The sequence below is a fragment of the Sodalis sp. RH19 genome (genome assembly GCF_047324215.1).
Taxonomy (GTDB): Bacteria; Pseudomonadota; Gammaproteobacteria; order Enterobacterales; family Enterobacteriaceae; genus Acerihabitans.
Map to the genome: position 1 here is coordinate 1,728,975 of NZ_CP178734.1, position 17,227 is coordinate 1,746,201.

At 55.4% G+C, this 17,227-nt stretch carries 18 protein-coding genes and 1 other annotated feature; of the genes, 11 read left to right on the forward strand and 7 right to left on the reverse strand.

The genetic code is table 11. The features are described 5' to 3' along the window. Window positions 1-583 precede the first annotated feature (583 nt). A complete protein-coding gene (gene kduD / locus ACL2XF_RS07790; protein WP_410014983.1) occupies window positions 584-1,345 on the reverse strand; it encodes a 2-dehydro-3-deoxy-D-gluconate 5-dehydrogenase KduD in 762 nt (253 codons plus the stop codon). A gap of 81 nt (window positions 1,346-1,426) precedes the next feature. Continuing rightward, complete coding sequence (gene kduI / locus ACL2XF_RS07795) at window positions 1,427-2,263, reverse strand: 5-dehydro-4-deoxy-D-glucuronate isomerase (protein WP_410014984.1); 837 nt, start codon at window positions 2,261-2,263, stop codon at window positions 1,427-1,429. A gap of 278 nt (window positions 2,264-2,541) precedes the next feature. Here kduI and ACL2XF_RS07800 point away from each other — a divergent pair, with 278 nt between their 5' ends. Then, window positions 2,542-2,874 (forward strand): cupin domain-containing protein, encoded by a 333-nt coding sequence (locus tag ACL2XF_RS07800; RefSeq protein WP_413728388.1) that lies wholly within the window; start codon window positions 2,542-2,544, stop codon window positions 2,872-2,874. A gap of 88 nt (window positions 2,875-2,962) precedes the next feature. Here the strand turns inward: ACL2XF_RS07800 and hxpB are convergent, their stop codons facing one another. Beyond that, window positions 2,963-3,628: a hexitol phosphatase HxpB gene (hxpB, locus tag ACL2XF_RS07805; protein ID WP_413722911.1), complete on the reverse strand. Its 666-nt coding sequence runs from the start codon at window positions 3,626-3,628 to the stop codon at window positions 2,963-2,965. A gap of 125 nt (window positions 3,629-3,753) precedes the next feature. On the opposite strand from hxpB, the gene ACL2XF_RS07810 reads away from it, so the two are divergent. Next, a complete protein-coding gene (locus ACL2XF_RS07810; RefSeq protein ID WP_410014987.1) occupies window positions 3,754-4,299 on the forward strand; it encodes a YniB family protein in 546 nt (181 codons plus the stop codon). Between the two features lie 40 nt (window positions 4,300-4,339). Here ACL2XF_RS07810 and ACL2XF_RS07815 read toward each other — a convergent pair whose 3' ends face one another. The 4 genes from ACL2XF_RS07815 to ACL2XF_RS07830 form a co-directional block, all read right to left on the reverse strand. Beyond that, the gene (locus tag ACL2XF_RS07815; protein WP_410014988.1) at window positions 4,340-5,203 is read right to left on the reverse strand and encodes a fructosamine kinase family protein; all 864 of its coding nucleotides are present in this window, start codon (window positions 5,201-5,203) and stop codon (window positions 4,340-4,342) included. 315 nt (window positions 5,204-5,518) lie between these two features. Further along, on the reverse strand, window positions 5,519-6,460 hold the full coding sequence (gene pfkB, locus ACL2XF_RS07820; RefSeq protein ID WP_413728389.1) for a 6-phosphofructokinase II: 942 nt from the start codon (window positions 6,458-6,460) through the stop codon (window positions 5,519-5,521). A gap of 449 nt (window positions 6,461-6,909) precedes the next feature. Further along, a complete protein-coding gene (locus ACL2XF_RS07825; protein ID WP_410014990.1) occupies window positions 6,910-7,086 on the reverse strand; it encodes a hypothetical protein in 177 nt (58 codons plus the stop codon). A 134-nt stretch (window positions 7,087-7,220) separates the two neighbouring features. Beyond that, window positions 7,221-8,132 (reverse strand): glycosyltransferase family 2 protein, encoded by a 912-nt coding sequence (locus ACL2XF_RS07830; RefSeq protein ID WP_413722910.1) that lies wholly within the window; start codon window positions 8,130-8,132, stop codon window positions 7,221-7,223. A 444-nt stretch (window positions 8,133-8,576) separates the two neighbouring features. Here ACL2XF_RS07830 and thrS point away from each other — a divergent pair, with 444 nt between their 5' ends. From thrS to ACL2XF_RS07875, 9 genes are all read left to right on the forward strand, one after another. Continuing rightward, window positions 8,577-10,505, forward strand: a complete 1,929-nt coding sequence (thrS, locus tag ACL2XF_RS07835; protein ID WP_410014992.1) for a threonine--tRNA ligase — start codon at window positions 8,577-8,579, stop codon at window positions 10,503-10,505. Between the two features lie 3 nt (window positions 10,506-10,508). Further along, window positions 10,509-11,051, forward strand: a complete 543-nt coding sequence (infC, locus tag ACL2XF_RS07840) for a translation initiation factor IF-3 (protein ID WP_162365931.1) — start codon at window positions 10,509-10,511, stop codon at window positions 11,049-11,051. A gap of 96 nt (window positions 11,052-11,147) precedes the next feature. Next, window positions 11,148-11,345, forward strand: a complete 198-nt coding sequence (rpmI, locus tag ACL2XF_RS07845) for a 50S ribosomal protein L35 (RefSeq protein WP_162365777.1) — start codon at window positions 11,148-11,150, stop codon at window positions 11,343-11,345. 43 nt (window positions 11,346-11,388) lie between these two features. After that, window positions 11,389-11,745, forward strand: coding sequence for a 50S ribosomal protein L20 (gene rplT, locus ACL2XF_RS07850; protein ID WP_162365778.1), 357 nt, complete (start codon window positions 11,389-11,391; stop codon window positions 11,743-11,745). 107 nt (window positions 11,746-11,852) lie between these two features. After that, window positions 11,853-11,975: a sequence feature (Phe leader region), on the forward strand. After that, complete coding sequence (gene pheM, locus ACL2XF_RS07855) at window positions 11,858-11,902, forward strand: pheST operon leader peptide PheM (protein WP_001386830.1); 45 nt, start codon at window positions 11,858-11,860, stop codon at window positions 11,900-11,902. Its footprint overlaps the feature before it by 45 nt. Before the next feature lie 47 nt (window positions 11,976-12,022). Further along, entirely contained in the window at window positions 12,023-13,006 is a 984-nt protein-coding gene (gene pheS, locus ACL2XF_RS07860; RefSeq protein WP_410014993.1) for a phenylalanine--tRNA ligase subunit alpha, read from the forward strand. Window positions 13,007-13,020: 14 nt separating this feature from the next. Further along, window positions 13,021-15,408 carry a phenylalanine--tRNA ligase subunit beta gene (gene pheT, locus ACL2XF_RS07865; RefSeq protein WP_410014994.1) on the forward strand — a complete coding sequence of 796 codons (2,388 nt, stop codon included), beginning with the start codon at window positions 13,021-13,023 and terminating at the stop codon, window positions 15,406-15,408. Window positions 15,409-15,412: 4 nt separating this feature from the next. Further along, window positions 15,413-15,709 (forward strand): integration host factor subunit alpha, encoded by a 297-nt coding sequence (gene ihfA, locus ACL2XF_RS07870; protein ID WP_011411244.1) that lies wholly within the window; start codon window positions 15,413-15,415, stop codon window positions 15,707-15,709. A gap of 289 nt (window positions 15,710-15,998) precedes the next feature. Then, complete coding sequence (locus ACL2XF_RS07875) at window positions 15,999-17,072, forward strand: DUF2502 domain-containing protein (protein ID WP_413728390.1); 1,074 nt, start codon at window positions 15,999-16,001, stop codon at window positions 17,070-17,072. The last annotated feature ends 155 nt before the right edge of the window (window positions 17,073-17,227 follow it).

Genomic DNA, 17,227 nt, shown 5'->3' on the forward strand with positions numbered 1-17,227 from the left:
AACGACAGCGGCGCTGTTGCTTGGGATAGTGTCTGGTGTCGGGTATGTAACCGTTATGATTTCCCGGTAAATACATACCACTAAGGAACCCAAAACGCCATTTTACTCACAGACGATGGTGTTGACGTGGTGCCGGCATAGAGTGCGCCGGCAGCGCGCATCGCGGCTGGATGAGCCGCCGGGAGCGGCGAAAGCTAAGGGCCGCGCCGGGAGCGCGTCCCGTGCGGTCCACAAGCCGTGATGGGCGATGCCGGGAACCGCGCAGCGGCGCACGCACTGCCGGACGCGTGGAGGTCAAGGAGGCCGTCACGGTACGGCCTCTTTGTCGCTTGCCGGTACCGGGCAGGACATAAAACACCCTCACGCACGGCAAGCGAAACCTTCCCGAGATGACATATGCCCTACCGCAAGCTACCGCAAGCTACCGCAAGCTACCGCAAGCTACCGCAAGCTACCGCAAGCTACCGCAAGCTACCGCAAGCTACCGCAAGCTACCGCAATACTGTGACCCGGGCGGACGGGAAAAACACGCCCTAAGGCGCGCCTTCCCTTTACCACGCCTTGGGGGCGGGTGGGCGCGGGCTTAGCGCGCCAGCCAGCCGCCGTCCACGGCGATGGTATAGCCGTTGATATAATCGGACGCGGTGGAGGCCAGGAATATGGCCGGTCCTTTCAGATCGTCCGGCAAACCCCAGCGACCGGCGGGGATGCGTTCCAGGATTTCTTTGCTGCGGCCTTCGTCGGCACGCAGTTGCTGGGTATTATTCGTGGCCATGTAACCCGGCGCGATGGCGTTGACATTGATGTTATGCTTAGCCCATTCGTTGGCCAGCAGGCGGGTAACGCCCATGACAGCGCTTTTCGACGCGGTGTAGGAAGGCACGCGGATCCCGCCCTGGAAGGACAGCATGGAGGCGATATTGATGATTTTGCCCCCTTTGCCCTGCTTGATAAACTGGCGCGCAACCGCCTGCGACATAAAGAACACGGTTTTGATATTGATGTTCATGACGTCGTCCCAGTTCTTTTCGCTGAACTCGATGGCGTCTTCGCGACGGATAATGCCCGCGTTGTTGACCAGGATATCGATATGGCCGTATTCAGCCACTGATTTCTCAATGATGCCCGGGATATCGTCGATTTTGGTTAAATCAGCGGTCAGGCTCAGGAAACGACGGCCAAGGGCGGTCACTTTGGCGATGGTTTCTTCAGGGTCGACGATGTTGACGCCAACGATATCACAGCCGGCTTCCGCCAGGCCGATAGCCATGCCCTGACCCAGGCCGGTGTCGCAACCGGTAATCAGCGCCACTTTACCCTGCAAATTGAATGAATCTAAAATCATACCAGAACCTCATTGCTGGCGGCGGTAGGACATCGCCAGCGTAGTGTGTTTAAAGGGCCGGAACACGCCGGCCGGGGATAATTAGCGGATTTCGCTGACTTTTACGTGGTCCATATCGTCGAAAACCTGATTTTCGCCGACCATGCCCCAGATAAAGGTATAGTTTTTCGTGCCCACGCCGGCATGGATCGACCAGCTCGGTGAAATCACCGCCTGTTCGTTATGCACCAGCAGGTGACGTGTTTGCTGCGGTTGGCCCATCATATGGAATACCGCGGTTTCTTCATCCATATCAAAATAGAAATAGACTTCCATGCGGCGTTCATGGGTATGGCACGGCATGGTGTTCCACAAGTTGCCTTCAGCCAGCTTGGTCAAACCCATGGTTAGCTGGCAGGTCGGCAATACGTCGGGAACAATAAATTTATTGATGGTGCGCAGATTGCTGGTGGCGTTGTCGCCGATGGTCTGCGGCGAGGCTTCGGCCAGCGTGATTTTACGGCTGGGGTAAGTCATATGGGCCGGGGCGCTGTTATAGTAAAACTTCGCAGGTTTAGCGGCGTCGACGCTGGTGAACTGCACGTCTTTGGCGCCCATGCCCACATACAGGGCTTCCTGGTGGCCGATCTCGTAGGTTTTGCCGTCGACGACAATCACCCCGGGGCCGCCGATATTAATGACACCCAGCTCGCGGCGTTCCAGGAAATAACTCACGCCCAGCTGTTTACCGACTTCGCCGCCGATGGTCACCGCTTTGGTGACCGGCTTGATGCCGCCGACGATGATGCGGTCGATATGGCTATAGGTCATGGTGTAGGCATCTTCTTCGAAGATCTTTTCGATCATGAACTGGCTGCGCAGGCCTTCGGTATCCAGTTGTTTAGCGTGATCGCTGTGAATGCTTTGGCGAACTTGCATAGTCGTAATGCCTCTCTTTCAGAATATGTACGTAGTATGGCTTTGACCCGGGGGAAAGCGTTGTCCTTTTATTGCTGAAATGATAGTGCTACCGGGATGTGAATTCAATAAAAATGAAATATTGTTTTATTTATTTTATGAGGAGCGTCATGCTTTTGATGTTTTTCGGTTTCATTCCACAAGCCGGACCTTAAAATGAAGCAGCGGAAATACGTCGTATCCCGTCGCGCCCTTCGTCAGGATCGCGCCGGAATGGGTTGGTTAATGGAGAATAAAGCATGAAGACTTTTTATATTGACGAAGAAACGCCGTGGGAAGCCGTGGGCGAGGGCGTTAAACGCAAAATCATGACCTGGAGCGACGACCTGATGATGGTCTGCGTGCATTTTGCCAAGGGCGCTATCGGCACGCCGCATCAGCATGACATCCACGATCAGATTGCCTATGTCGCCGCCGGCAGCTTCAAGGTGACCATCGAAGGCCATGAGCGGGTACTGAAAACCGGCGATGCCTACCGCGCGGTAAAGCATGAGATGCACGGCGTGGTGGCGCTGGAAGATAATAGCGTGCTGATTGATACCTTTACGCCCAAGCGCGACGATTTTCTCTGAAGCACGCCATCCCGCCGCGTGGCGCCCGCACGTGAGTTTTCAGGTGGCTCCCTGCGCGGCGGAAGTGACGGCGATGCCGGCGCCGGGGTTAACGCAAATGATCGGGCGTTATTTCCGCCAGCGACGCCAGCCTGACGTCCGCCAGCACCCAGCGGGGATCGGCGCGAAAGGCGATGTCGGGCACGACTATCGAGCGCATCCGCGCCGCTTTGGTGGCAATCATGCCATTGAAGGAATCTTCCAGGGTGGTACAGCGCTCAGGCGCGACGCCCAGGCTTAACGCCGCCTGGATATAGACTTCAGGATGCGGTTTGCTGTAAGGCAGGTTCTGCGCCGATGCCAGATGGTCGAAATAATGGCGCAGGTCAAACATCTCCAGCACATGTTCCAGCATAAACAGCGGTGACGCCGAGGCCATGCCAATCTTCATGCCGCAATCCCTGGCGGTCTCCAGCGCATGGGCGACCCCGGGCAGCAGCGGACGGCGTTCATCCACCAACGCCAACGCGCGCTGAATGATGCTGTTGCTGACTTCCTCCAGAGAAGCCCCCTGCCACGGACTTAACTGATACCAGGCCTTCACCACCTGATCGATGCGCATACCCAATGTATCCGGAATCGCGTCATGCACCGACACGTCCATGCCCATGGCGGCGAAGACATCCAGCTCAGCCTGATGCCATAAGGGCTCGGAGTCGATAATCAGTCCATCCATATCAAATATTACAGCTTCCTTGGGTAGGGTTAACGCCATACCTTGGGCTCCTGTTTGCAAAAAAAGGGCGAGGAAAGAGGGTAGCACCAATAAAACACAGCAGAAAAGGTAAATTATAGATAAACTTAAGGGCTATGGTTGGCGTCGTTTAACAAGGGGAACGCATGACGTATCAACAAGCTGGCCGCCTGGCCGTGATCAAACGCCTCGCGGGATGGATTATTTTTATACCGGCTTTACTTTCTACCGTGATTTCTATCCTGAAATTTCTCTATCAGCATAGTGAGCAAAATAAGGGAATCAATGCGGTCATGGCTGATTTTTTCCATGTCATGATAGATATGCTGCGTTTTAACACCTCATTTCTGAATGTTTTCTGGTACAACTCGCCGCAACCGGTGTTCGATGGCCAGGGGTTTAGCGCTAACCTGATGTTCTGGCTAATTTATTTCCTGATTTTTGTCGGCCTGGCCCTGCAGGCTTCCGGCGCGCGCATGTCGCGCCAGGTCAGGCACGTGCGCGAAGGGGTCGAGGATCAGATGGTGCTGGAGCAGGCCCGCGGCAGCCAGGGGCTGAGTCGTACCCAGCTGGAAGAAAAGATCGTGATGCCGCGTCATACGATTTTGCTGCAATTTTTTCCTTTATACATCCTGCCCATTATCCTGGCGGTGGTGGGCTATTTTGTCCTCAAGCTGCTCGGCATGCTCTGAAGACGCGCGGGCAGCCGCAGGGCCGCCCGCATGGCTCCGCTTAATCACTGCTCAGTATTTTATCCAGAGCTTCGTTGGCGATGGCGATATGCTCGCCGCCAAACAGGTTGGCCCGGTTCAACAGGTAATAGAGCTGGTAAAGCGGCTGTCGTTCGATAAACCCCTTATCCAGCGGCCACACGCTCTGATAACCGTCGTAAATTTGCGGCAGCAGCCGATCGTAGAGCGGCAGCATGGCCAAATCACATTCGCGATCGCCCCAATAACACGCCGGATCGTATAAAAAGCCACCCTGAGCGCTGTTGGCGCAATTATCCGGCCACAGATCGCCGTGCAGCAGTGAAGGCTGGGGCTGGCGATCGTGCAGGCGGTCCGCGACCTGGGCGATAATCTTATCAATATCGCCAAAATAGAGCCCTTTTTCCGCCGCCAACTGCAGTTGCCAGCCTATACGCTGTTCGGCGTAGAACACCGACCAGCGGCGCTGCCAGGCGTTGGGCTGCGTTACGGTGGAGAGGTCATTGTCAAAATCCAGGCCGAACTGCGGCTGCTCGCTCCATTGATGCAGCCGGGCAAGCTGCTGGCCGAGGCAATAGGCCCCGTGGGCGTCAAAAGGGCGCTCCACCAGGAATTCGAGCAGCAAAAAGCTTTCATCCTTGGCGCTGCCGACGCCGTACACCTCCGGTACCCGCACCGTATGGCTACGGGCCAGCATCGCCAGCTGATCGGCCTCGTTGGTGAATTTTTGCAGCAGCTCGCGCGTATCGGACTTTACAAACACCGCGTGTTCGCCGTAACGGAGATACCAGGCGGCGTGTAACTCCCCGCCGGGCAGTTCCCGCCGTTCGCTGATTTCATCCCTGTTAAATTTTTCTGCCAACATGGTGCTAATGGCGTGCCACATCGTCATATCCCCCTACAGTCGTTTTGCCGATAAGGTATGAATTTTTTGATGACAACTCGGTGACAACTTCGCAAAAACAAGCAGCGCGGCGCAACCGCCGGCGATGCGGCGACGATGAGCCTTGGAGCGAACCGGCAACTGCACGGCCTGAAACGGCGCGTACCGGGTTCAAAAGAAAGGGCTTAATCTAAAAAGCCGGACGAGCGGCTAGCGCAGGGCGCCGTTCCGTCAAGCGTTGAGAGAGTGTTGTTGCGAACGCCGCCGATGTCAACTGCTAATTCTGCAACCGATATCCGGCGGCGTGGGCTTAGGGTCTTAGATCATACTTTCCCGACGCAGGTAATCATAGATACGTCCGGTATCTTCCAGGGTACATAAGCGGGTGCCTTTATGCAGCGTGGCCGCGCTGCCCGCCGCGACGCCGTAGCGCACCATATCCAGCAAATCCGCGCCGTCGGCCAGTTTCAGCGTCATGGCGCCCACCATGCTGTCGCCGGCGCCGACGGTGCTCATTTTTTTAACCGGCGGCGGCACCACCTGGAACACATTATCCTTATCCACCGCCAGCGCGCCCTGGGGACCGAGCGACACCACCACCCGCTGGGTTTTGCCCTGTCTGATGATTTCCAGGGCCGCCTGCCTTACCGCGTCGGGATCGTTCAGTTCACGGTTGACCAGTTCGGCCAGTTCTTTTTGATTCGGCTTGACCAGCGCCAGGCTGCCGACATCCAGGCAGGCTTTCAGCGCCGGACCCGAGCTGTCGACGATACACTGCAGTCCCAGGCGTTGCGCCTCGCGCAACAGATGCTGCAGGTTTTCCACGCTCACACCCGGCGGCAGGCTACCGCTTATCACCAGCAGCGAGCCTTGCGGCAGTCCCGACAGATGGCTTTCGAACCGCTGGAATTCATCCGCCGTCAATCGTGCGCCGGGCATGACAAAGCGATACTGCTCGCCGGTGCTCGCCACGTGGACATGCAGGTTCTGCCGCGTCCAGTCCTGGGTTTCCAGCGCGACGGCGGTGACGCCCTCCGCGGTCAACAGATCGGCCAGGTGCCGTCCCGTAGGGCCGCCGACGGGAAAAAGCGCCGTGGCCCGTCCCCCCAGATGCACGATCGCCCGCGCCACATTGATGCCGCCGCCGCCCGGCTCGAACTGGGGCGCGGAGCAGCGCAGCTTGCCTTCGGCATACATGCGGTCGGTGGTGGTGGCGCTATCCAGCGAAGGCGCCAGGGTCAGGGTCGTTATTTGGGTCATAACAATCTCCTTATAATGAAATGGCTCCCAGCATAGCACCAATCGCCACCCGTCCCAGGCGCGTAAAAAGCGGCGCTGTCATTATTTTTATTTTTTCGCTCAAGTTTCTGCCCCGCCGGACGATATAGGCATAGACGATTGAGGGGGAACGCGATGAATAGCAAATCAGAACAACGTTGGAAGTGGATTAGCCTGCTTTTACTGGTCGTTTTAGCCGGATTGTCAGGCGTCTTGATGCAGGTGAACGGCCAGATGTAACGCACTGACGCCCAGCGACCCGCAAGGCATGCTGAAAAGAGGGAAAAGGGTGTCCGTTACGTGATCCAGTAAGCGTTTTTGATAGATTAAATGTATTAAAGAATGATCCAGATCCTGTTTTTTATACAAGAATTGGCGTAGGATTATTCTTAAAAGATGTCAGGTAAATGTGAGGTGGTTATGGATCAGTTCTATCGTTTAACGTTGCCCAGCATAGTATTGATATGCATGGCTTTTTGGGTCGCTGTCGTTACTGCTTTGGTATAATTTACCTCATGATGACATGCTGATTCAAACAAACCCGCTTCGGCGGGTTTGCTGCTTTTTGGTGCAAAACCATTTTTTTTACTTGACACTTTATACGCCATGATAATGTTCTGTTGAGCCCCGATTATAAAGATGTTTGCATTCTGTAGCAAAAACGCCGCCCGCCGTTTTCACCAGATAGCCCTCCGTTTCTGGCGTAGCGCCGGCATGATTGCCGGCATCTATCGGGCTGTGCTTATTTCTTTATTATATACCTTGGCCGGTTTTTAGTTTCCATATAGATACGGCCGATATATTCACCCAATACCCCTATGCCGATCAGCTGCACACCGCCCAAAAACAGAATGGCCGTCATCAGGGATGGATAACCGGGCACGTTATTGCCCCAGACCAATTTGTCGATGACCATCCAGATAGCGTAGAAAAAAGAGGACAGGGCGACGCTCAGTCCGATGTAGGACCACATGCGCAGGGGGAAAGTGGAAAAACTGGTGATGCCCTCGATAGCGAGGTTCCATAATTTCCAGCCGTTGAATTTGGATTCGCCGGCCACGCGGCTGGCGCGGGAGTATTCCACTACCGCGGTGCGCCCGCCCACCCAGGAAAGAATTCCCTTCATAAACAGGTTCCGCTCGGGCAAGGTGAGAATATTATCCACCACCTCGCGGGACATTAAGCGGAAATCACCGACGTTTTCCTCGATTTTGGGCGAACTGATTTTATTATGCAGTTTATAGAACCATTCGGCGGTTGTGCGTTTCATCCGGCTGTCGGTCATGCGGTCCGAGCGTTTTGCCAGGACGATATCCGCGCCGTCGCGCCATTTATCGATTAGCCGGGGGATGACGTCGATCGGGTCTTGTAAATCGACATCGATGGGAATGACCGCCTCGCCGCCGGCATAACGCAGCCCGGCGAACAGGGCGGGTTCCTTGCCGAAATTGCGGGTAAAGTCCACCTTTTTAACCAGGCTGTCGGCCAATGCCAGCGCGTCGATGATCTCAGCGGTATTGTCCCGGCTGCCGTCGTTGATAAACACTATTTCCACTTCAAATTGCCGCAGGGGCTCAAATTCCCGCACCGCTTTATAAAACAGCGGTATGGCTTCAGCTTCATTATAAACAGGGACAACCAGTGATATTTTCATGAATCATTTCCAACGAAACGGAGCATGTTGAAGAACAAACGTCGCCGCGCGGGAGCTTAGCACCACGGACGATACAAAGGGACACAATTGTTATGGATTTTTAGCGCTTATCACCCTTTTGTTTACGCCTATCACGGCAGACGCTGGATTTTCGCACGCCGCCGGGCCCGGCGGCGTATCCCGGCGCTTAAGGCAATAGGGGAGCCTGGGGACGGGGGCGCGGAACAAGGGAAATTTTTGTAGATGCCAATAAGTTCATGGTGTTACTATCAGGCCCTGGTTGCGGTGTCATACAGCGGCGCTAACAGAAATTGTGCGCGCCTTTGTGTCCATATTTCGTAAGGTATAACGAGATAGCACAATCAACCTTCTGATTTTACTATATAAATTAAATTTGTATGTGGTCTTGCGTATGGATCACCACTGCAAATTAAGGAAACCACCATGCCTGTTATTACTCTTCCTGATGGAAGCCAGCGTCAGTTCGATCATCCCGTATCACCCCTTGATGTGGCCCGCGATATCGGTCCCGGCCTGGCGAAAGCCTGTATTGCCGGACGCGTGAACGGCGAACTGGTCGACGCCGTCGATTTGATTACCGATGATGCCCAACTGGCCATTATCACCGCTAAAGACGAAGCCGGGCTGGAGATCATCCGCCACTCCTGCGCGCATTTGCTGGGACACGCCATCAAGCAGCTGTGGCCCGACACCAAGATGGCCATCGGCCCGGTAATCGACAAAGGTTTTTATTACGACGTGGATCTGGAGCGGACGCTGACCCAGGAAGATCTCGACCTGCTGGAAAAGCGTATGCACGAGCTGGCCGATAAAGACTATGACGTCATTAAGGAAAAAGTGAGCTGGCAGCAGGCGCGCGATACGTTTGTCGCCCGCGGCGAGCAGTATAAGGTGGCGATCCTGGATGAAAATATCAGCCATGACGACCGGCCAGGCCTGTATCACCATGAAGAATATGTTGATATGTGCCGCGGTCCGCACGTGCCCAATATGCGCTTTTGCCATCATTTCAAGCTGCAGAAGACGTCCGGCGCCTATTGGCGCGGCGACAGCAAAAATAAAATGCTGCAGCGCATCTACGGCACCGCCTGGGGCGATAAAAAACAGCTCAACACCTATCTGCAGCACCTGGAAGAGGCCGCCAAGCGCGACCACCGCAAAATAGGCAAGCAGCTCGATTTGTACCATATGCAGGAAGAAGCGCCGGGCATGGTGTTCTGGCACAATGACGGCTGGACCATTTTTCGCGAGCTGGAAGCCTTTGTGCGCATGAAGCTCAAGGCGTACCACTATCAGGAAGTAAAGGGTCCCTTTATGATGGACCGTGTCCTGTGGGAAAAAACGGGCCATTGGGAAAACTATGCCGAGCATATGTTCACCACGTCCTCGGAAAACCGCGAATACTGCATTAAGCCGATGAACTGCCCCGGCCATGTGCAGATTTTCAACCAGGGATTGAAATCCTACCGCGACCTGCCGCTGCGCATGGCCGAGTTCGGCAGTTGCCATCGCAACGAACCGTCCGGCTCGCTGCACGGCCTGATGCGCGTGCGGGGGTTTACCCAGGATGACGCCCATATCTTTTGTACCGAGGACCAGGTGCGGGATGAAGTAAACAATTGCATCAAAATGGTGTATGATATTTACAGCACGTTTGGCTTCGATAATATCCTGGTTAAACTTTCCACCCGGCCGGCTAAGCGTATCGGTACCGACGATACCTGGGATCGGGCGGAAAAAGACCTGGCCGCCGCGTTGACTGAAAACGGCATCGCGTTTGAATATCAGCCGGGTGAAGGGGCGTTTTACGGTCCTAAGATTGAATTTACCCTGCTTGATTGCCTGGATCGCGCCTGGCAGTGCGGCACGGTACAGTTGGACTTTTCCTTGCCGGGTCGCCTGAGCGCCTCTTATATAGGCGAGAACAACGAGCGTTTGGTACCGGTAATGATCCATCGCGCCATATTGGGTTCGATGGAGCGGTTTATCGGTATCCTGACCGAAGAATATGCGGGTTTTTATCCTACCTGGCTGGCGCCGACCCAGGTTGTGGTGATGAATATCACCGACAATCAGTCTGATTACGTCGCAAAAGTGACAGAAAGATTGTCCGCAGCCGGCATTCGTGTAAAAGCGGACTTGAGAAATGAGAAAATAGGCTTTAAAATCCGCGAGCATACTTTGCGTCGGGTGCCCTATATGCTGGTCTGCGGTGATAAAGAAACCGAAGCGGGCAAAGTTGCCGTGCGTACACGCCGCGGCATCGATTTGGGCAGCATCGACGTTAACGAGATTATTGAAAAGCTGCAGCAAGAGATACGCAGCCGTAATCTTCATCAACTGGAGGTATAAAGTATTAAAGGCGGAAAACGAGTTCAACCGGCGCGTCCGAATCGTATCAACCGAGAAATTCGCGCGGCAGAGGTTCGTCTGACGGGAATCGACGGCGAGCAAATCGGCATAGTCAGCCTCAACGAAGCGCTTGAGAAAGCCGAGGAGTCGGGTGTTGATTTAGTTGAAATCAGCCCTAATGCCGAGCCGCCGGTTTGCCGAATCATGGATTACGGCAAGTTCCTCTATGAGAAGAGCAAGTCCACCAAAGAGCAGAAAAAGAAACAAAAAGTTATTCAGGTTAAGGAAATCAAATTCCGGCCTGGTACCGACGAAGGCGACTATCAGGTAAAACTACGCAACCTGATTCGTTTTCTGGAAGACGGCGATAAAGCCAAAATCACCCTGCGGTTTCGTGGACGTGAAATGGCGCATCAGCAGATCGGTATCGAAGTGCTTAACCGCGTTCGTGACGATTTGAGTGAACTGGCGGTAGTTGAGTCTTTCCCGAGTAAAATCGAAGGACGCCAGATGATCATGGTGCTCGCACCCAAGAAGAAACAATAAGGCCTGACAAGTAGGGCAGCCTGGCGCCAAACGGCGGTAAGTTGCCTTCGCCTCATTGCTTCATTTTATCAACAATGCGCAGTAGAGAAATAGACAATGCCAAAAATCAAGACAGTACGCGGTGCTGCCAAGCGCTTTAAGAAAACCGCTTCCGGCGGCTTCAAGCGCAAGCATGCTAACCTGCGTCATATTCTGACCAAAAAAGCCACTAAGCGTAAACGTCACCTGCGTCCTAAATCCATGGTCTCCAAAGGCGATCTGGGTTTGGTCATCGCATGTCTGCCGTACGCATAAGCGTCATTTTAACTGGTTCGAATAAGACTTTAGGAGAGAGCATATGGCTCGCGTAAAACGTGGTGTGACAGCTCGTGCACGTCACAAAAAGATTCTGAAAAAAGCGAAAGGTTATTATGGCGCCCGTTCACGCGTCTACCGTGTTGCCTTTCAGGCGGTTATCAAAGCAGGCCAATATGCCTACCGTGACCGCCGTCAGAAGAAACGTCAGTTCCGTCAACTGTGGATCGCGCGTATTAACGCCGCTGCCCGCCAGAACGGCATATCATACAGTCGTTTCATTAACGGCCTGAAAAAAGCCTCTATTGAAATTGACCGTAAAATCCTGGCAGACATCGCTGTATTCGACAAAGTGGCGTTTACCGCCCTTGCCGAAAAAGCGAAAGGCGCGCTGGCGTGATATGAATGAGAGAGGGAGTTTAACTCCCTCTTTTATTTTTTGGATTTATTTATTACGCTAGTATCAATCACCTAACGGATACTTCCCCGACAACGTTTAAGGTAATGCAAGCATGAATGCTGCCATTTTCCGCTTCTTTTTTTACTTTAGCACCTGATCCCGGGGGCTTGCGCGTAAGAAAAGAAACGAAAAATAGCGCTAAAGCCTCCCGGTGTGGAGGTTTTTTTTTGCTCGCCATTAACGATTAAGCCATTAAGGCCGGAAAAAGAGGAAAGCAATGCCACATCTGAGAGATTTGGTTGTGCAAGCCAAAGCAGCCATCGCACAAGCCCAGGACAGCGCGGCGCTCGATAACGTGCGCGTCGAATATCTTGGCAAAAAAGGGCATTTAACCCTGCAAATGACCACCTTACGCGATTTGCCGGCGGAAGAGCGGCCGGCGGCGGGCGCGGTGATCAACCAGGTTAAGCTGGAGGTGCAGCAGGCGCTGAATGAACGTAAGGAAAGCCTGGAGTCGCAGGCGCTCAATGCCCGCCTGGCGCAGGAGACCCTGGATGTATCGTTACCCGGCAGACGTATGGAGAATGGCGGGCTGCATCCGGTGACCCGCACTATTTCCCGCATTGAGCACTTCTTCGGCGAACTGGGTTTTTCTGTGGCCACCGGCCCGGAGATTGAAGATGATTATCATAACTTCGACGCCCTGAATATCCCTGCCCACCATCCGGCCAGGGCGGATCATGATACCTTTTGGTTCGACGCCACGCGGTTGTTGCGCACCCAGACCTCCGGCGTGCAGATCCGCACCATGAAAAATCAACAGCCGCCGATCCGCATCATTGCCCCGGGACGCGTTTATCGTAACGACTACGATCAGACCCATACCCCGATGTTTCACCAGATGGAAGGGCTGATCATTGATACCAATATCAGTTTTACCAACCTGAAGGGAACCTTGCACGATTTCCTGCGCAATTTCTTTGAAGAAGACCTGCAGGTACGGTTCCGCCCGTCTTATTTCCCTTTTACCGAACCCTCCGCCGAAGTCGATGTGATGGGTAAAAATGGCAAATGGCTCGAAGTGTTGGGCTGCGGCATGGTGCATCCGAACGTATTACGCAATGTCGGTATTGACCCCGAAGTCTACTCCGGTTTTGCGTTCGGCATGGGCATGGAACGCTTGACGATGTTACGTTACGGTGTCACAGATTTGCGCGCATTCTTCGAAAACGATCTGCGTTTTCTTAAACAGTTTAAATAGGGCGGGACGAGCACATGAAATTCAGTGAACTTTGGCTGCGTGAATGGGTGAATCCCGCTATCACCAGCGATGAGCTGGCGGAACAGATCACCATGGCCGGCCTGGAAGTCGACGGCGTCGCCGACGCCGCCCCCGCCTTCACCGGCGTGGTGGTGGGCCGGGTAGCGCAATGCCGCCAGCATCCCAACGCCGATAAACTGCGGGTGACCAAAATCGATATCGGCGGCGACGCGCTGCTGGATATCGTCTGCGGCGCGCCCAATTGCCGCGAAGGCTTGACGGTGGCGGTGGCGACCATCGGCGCCGTGCTGCCGGGTGATGTTAAGATCAAAGCCGCTAAACTGCGCGGCGAGCCGTCCGAAGGCATGCTGTGCTCCTTCACCGAACTGGGCCTGGCGGACGACCATAGCGGCATTATCGAACTGCCCGCGGATGCCCCGCTGGGCGTCGATATCCGCGATTATTTGCAGCTTGACGATCGTATTATCGATATCAGCGTTACGCCTAATCGGGCCGATTGCCTGGGACTTATCGGCATAGCCCGCGACGTGGCGTTAATCAACCGCCTGCCGCTGAACATACCGGCCATCGAGGTCGTGGCGCCGGTTATCGAGGACCGGTTGCCGATCCGCGTCGATGCCCCCGACGCCTGTCCGCGCTATCTTGGCCGCGTGATCAAGGGGATAAACGTCGCCGCGCCCACGCCGTTGTGGATGAAGGAAAAGCTGCGCCGCTGCGGCCTGCGTTCAGTGGACGCGGTGGTGGACATTACCAATTTTGTCCTGCTGGAACTAGGGCAGCCGATGCATGCGTTTGATCTGCAGCGCATTGACGGCGGCATCGTGGTGCGCATGGCGGAAGAAGGCGAAAGCCTGACGCTGCTGGACGGGACGCAAACCCGCCTGCGGGCCGATACGCTGGTCATTGCCGATCGGGAAAAGGCATTGGCGCTGGGCGGTATTTTCGGCGGCGAATTCTCCGGCATCAGCGCCGACACCCAGGATGTGGTATTGGAGTGCGCTTTTTTCAGCCCCTTGGCTATCGCCGGCCGCGCGCGCCGCTACGGCCTGCACACCGACGCATCGCATCGCTATGAGCGCGGCGTGGATCCCGCGTTGCAGCACCGGGCCATGGAGCGCGCCACCGGCCTGCTGCTGGCTATCTGCGGCGGCCGGCCTGGGCCGGTTGTGGACGTGAGCGCACCGTCCGCGCTGCCGCGCCAGGCCACCATCACCCTGCGTCGCGAAAAACTCGATCGCCTGATAGGCCACCGCGTTCCCGATGCCGATGTCGGTGATATCCTGTCACGGCTGGGATGTACCGTGACCGCCGGGCAAGACAACTGGCAAGCGGTGGCGCCGACCTGGCGTTTTGATATGGAGATCGAAGAAGATTTGGTGGAAGAAGTGGCCCGGGTGTTTGGCTACAATAACATTCCGAATGTGCCCGTGCGCGCCAATCTGGAAATGACCCGGCACCAGGAGGCGGCATTGCCGCTTAATCGCGTAAAAACGCTGCTGGTGGATCGGGGTTATCAGGAAGCGATCACTTACAGCTTTGTCGATCCGAAGATACAATCACTGCTGCACCCTGACCAGGAGCCGCTGCTGCTGCCCAGCCCCATCTCGGTGGAAATGTCCGCCATGCGGTTGTCCCTGTGGAGTGGACTTTTGGGCGCGGTGGTTTACAACCAGAACCGCCAGCAAAACCGGATTCGTTTATTCGAAAGTGGACTGCGCTTTGTTCCTGATAAAACAGCGGACCTCGGCATTCGTCAGGATCTTATGCTGGCGGGGGTCATTACCGGTCCGCGTTTTGACGAACATTGGGATCTAGCGCGCCAGCCGGTGGATTTTTACGATTTGAAAGGCGATCTTGAATCATTACTTGAACTTACCGGCAAACTTGCTGATATTGAATTCAAACCTGAGCATAATCCCGCTTTACACCCGGGCCAGAGCGCGGCATTGTATTTAGCAGGGGAACATATTGGATTTATTGGCGTTATACACCCTGAACTTGAAGCAAAGCTGGATTTAAATGGCCGTACTCTGGTCTTTGAACTACGCTGGGATAAGGTTGCAGCGCGTAAAGTTCCTGAAGCCAGTGACATTTCACGCTTCCCGGCCAACCGCCGCGACATCGCTATTGTGGTGGCTGAAAGTGTCCCTGCAGCAGATATTATGGCAGAGTGTAAGAAAGTTGGCGCAAATCAGGTAGTTGGCGTAAACTTGTTTGATGTGTACCGGGGGAAGGGCGTAGCGGAAGGTTTTAAGAGCCTGGCTATCAGCCTGATACTACAGGATACCGCTCGTACACTGGAAGAAGAGGCTATTGCCGCGACCGTAGCAAAATGTGTGGCGGCACTAAAACAGCGATTCCAAGCATCCTTGAGGGATTGAACCTATGGCGCTTACTAAAGCTGAAATGTCAGAATACCTGTTTGAAAAGCTCGGGCTGAGCAAACGGGATGCCAAAGAAATAGTGGAACTGTTTTTTGAGGAAGTCCGGCGAGCGCTGGAAAATGGCGAGCAGGTAAAATTATCCGGTTTTGGTAATTTTGATCTGCGCGACAAAAATCAACGTCCAGGGCGTAATCCGAAAACCGGTGAAGATATTCCTATCACTGCCCGGCGGGTGGTGACGTTTCGTCCGGGGCAAAAGTTGAAAAGCCGTGTCGAGAATGCCTCACCTAAAGAGTGATGTATTGTCCTCTCTCTGAAAAGGCCGCCCCGTGCGGCCTTTTTTTTCGTCAACATGGCGGGTGCCGGCGGGAAAGGGGCGGCATGCGTTACCCGTCAGGGCATTATCATCATGCCCGCTTCTTTTAGCACCCGGGGGAAATCCGTACCGGCGCCCCGCGGGATGGCGGATTGTCAGGTTTTGGTAAGGGGATCGCCTGTTTATCGTAAAGGCGACATTGTCTGATAGTGGCGGCCGTTGGCCGCTGCTATAACGGCGGCAAATCGTATCTGTATCACAGGTAGATATCATGAGAAAGACCACCTTATTATGTGCGCTGGCGCTGCTGATGCCCTGCGGCGCGCTGGCGGATGTATTTATCAGCACCAATAATCCCGGCATGGTGATTAACCTGGGCAGCCAGGATCAGCGCGGTTATTTCTGGGATGGCGACGAGTGGCGTCCGCCGCACTGGTGGTACGATCACCGCGGCCGGCATGTCGGCGAACGCAACGAGCGCGGGTGGTTTTGGGATGGTTACCAATGGCGTACGCCACAGTGGTGGTACGAACATGAGGATGATGATATCGGCGATCGTAATGATTTCGGCTGGTACTGGGACGGCGGGCGCTGGATAGAGGAAATGCCTGACGGCATGCGCAACGACCGGGGCCAGTATTGGTATAACGGTATCTGGACCATAGCGCCGCCGCCAGGCTATGGCCGGCGCGGGCGCAACTATCATGAACCGAGCCGGCGGCAGGAATTTTCCACCTGGGATCATAACGACAGGCACGATAGCCGGCCGCAGCAAAACGGCGGCGGACAGTGGCATCAGGGCGGCAATGATAACCGGCCGCAGCAAAACGGCGGCGGACAGTGGCATCAGGGCGGCAATGATAACCGGCCGCAGCAAAACGGCGGCGGACAGTGGCATCAGGGCGGCAATGACAACCGGCCGCAGCAGAACGGCGGCGGGCAGCCGCACCAGGGCGGCAATGATAACCGGCCGCAGCAGAACGGCGGCGGGCAGCCGCACCAGGGCGGCAATGATAACCGGCCGCAGCAGAACGGCGGTGGGCAGTGGCATCAGGGCGGCAATGACAACCGGCCGCAGCAGAACGGCGGCGGGCAGCCGCACCAGGGCGGCAATGATAACCGGCCGCAGCAGAACGGCGGCGGGCAGCCGCACCAGGGCGGCAATGACAACCGGCCGCAGCAGAACGGCGGCGGTCAGCCGCACCAGGGCGGCAATGATAACCGGCCGCAGCAGAACGGCGGCGGTCAGCCGCACCAGGGCGGCAATGATAACCGGCCGCAGCAGAACGGCGGCGGTCAGCCGCACCAGGGCGGCAATGAAATAATCAGGCCGAAGCCGCATTAAACCCGGCCAAAGCCCGTTTAGGGATGCGGGGCAGTGGGCGGCAGTTCGCCGTAAAGCATCGGGGCTCAGTGTGAGTATTTCGTCAGGTTAGCGTAAGAGTAATGCAAATCCGTGCTTGTCTGATAGTGGCATTTTGCCGCGGCTGTTATAACCAC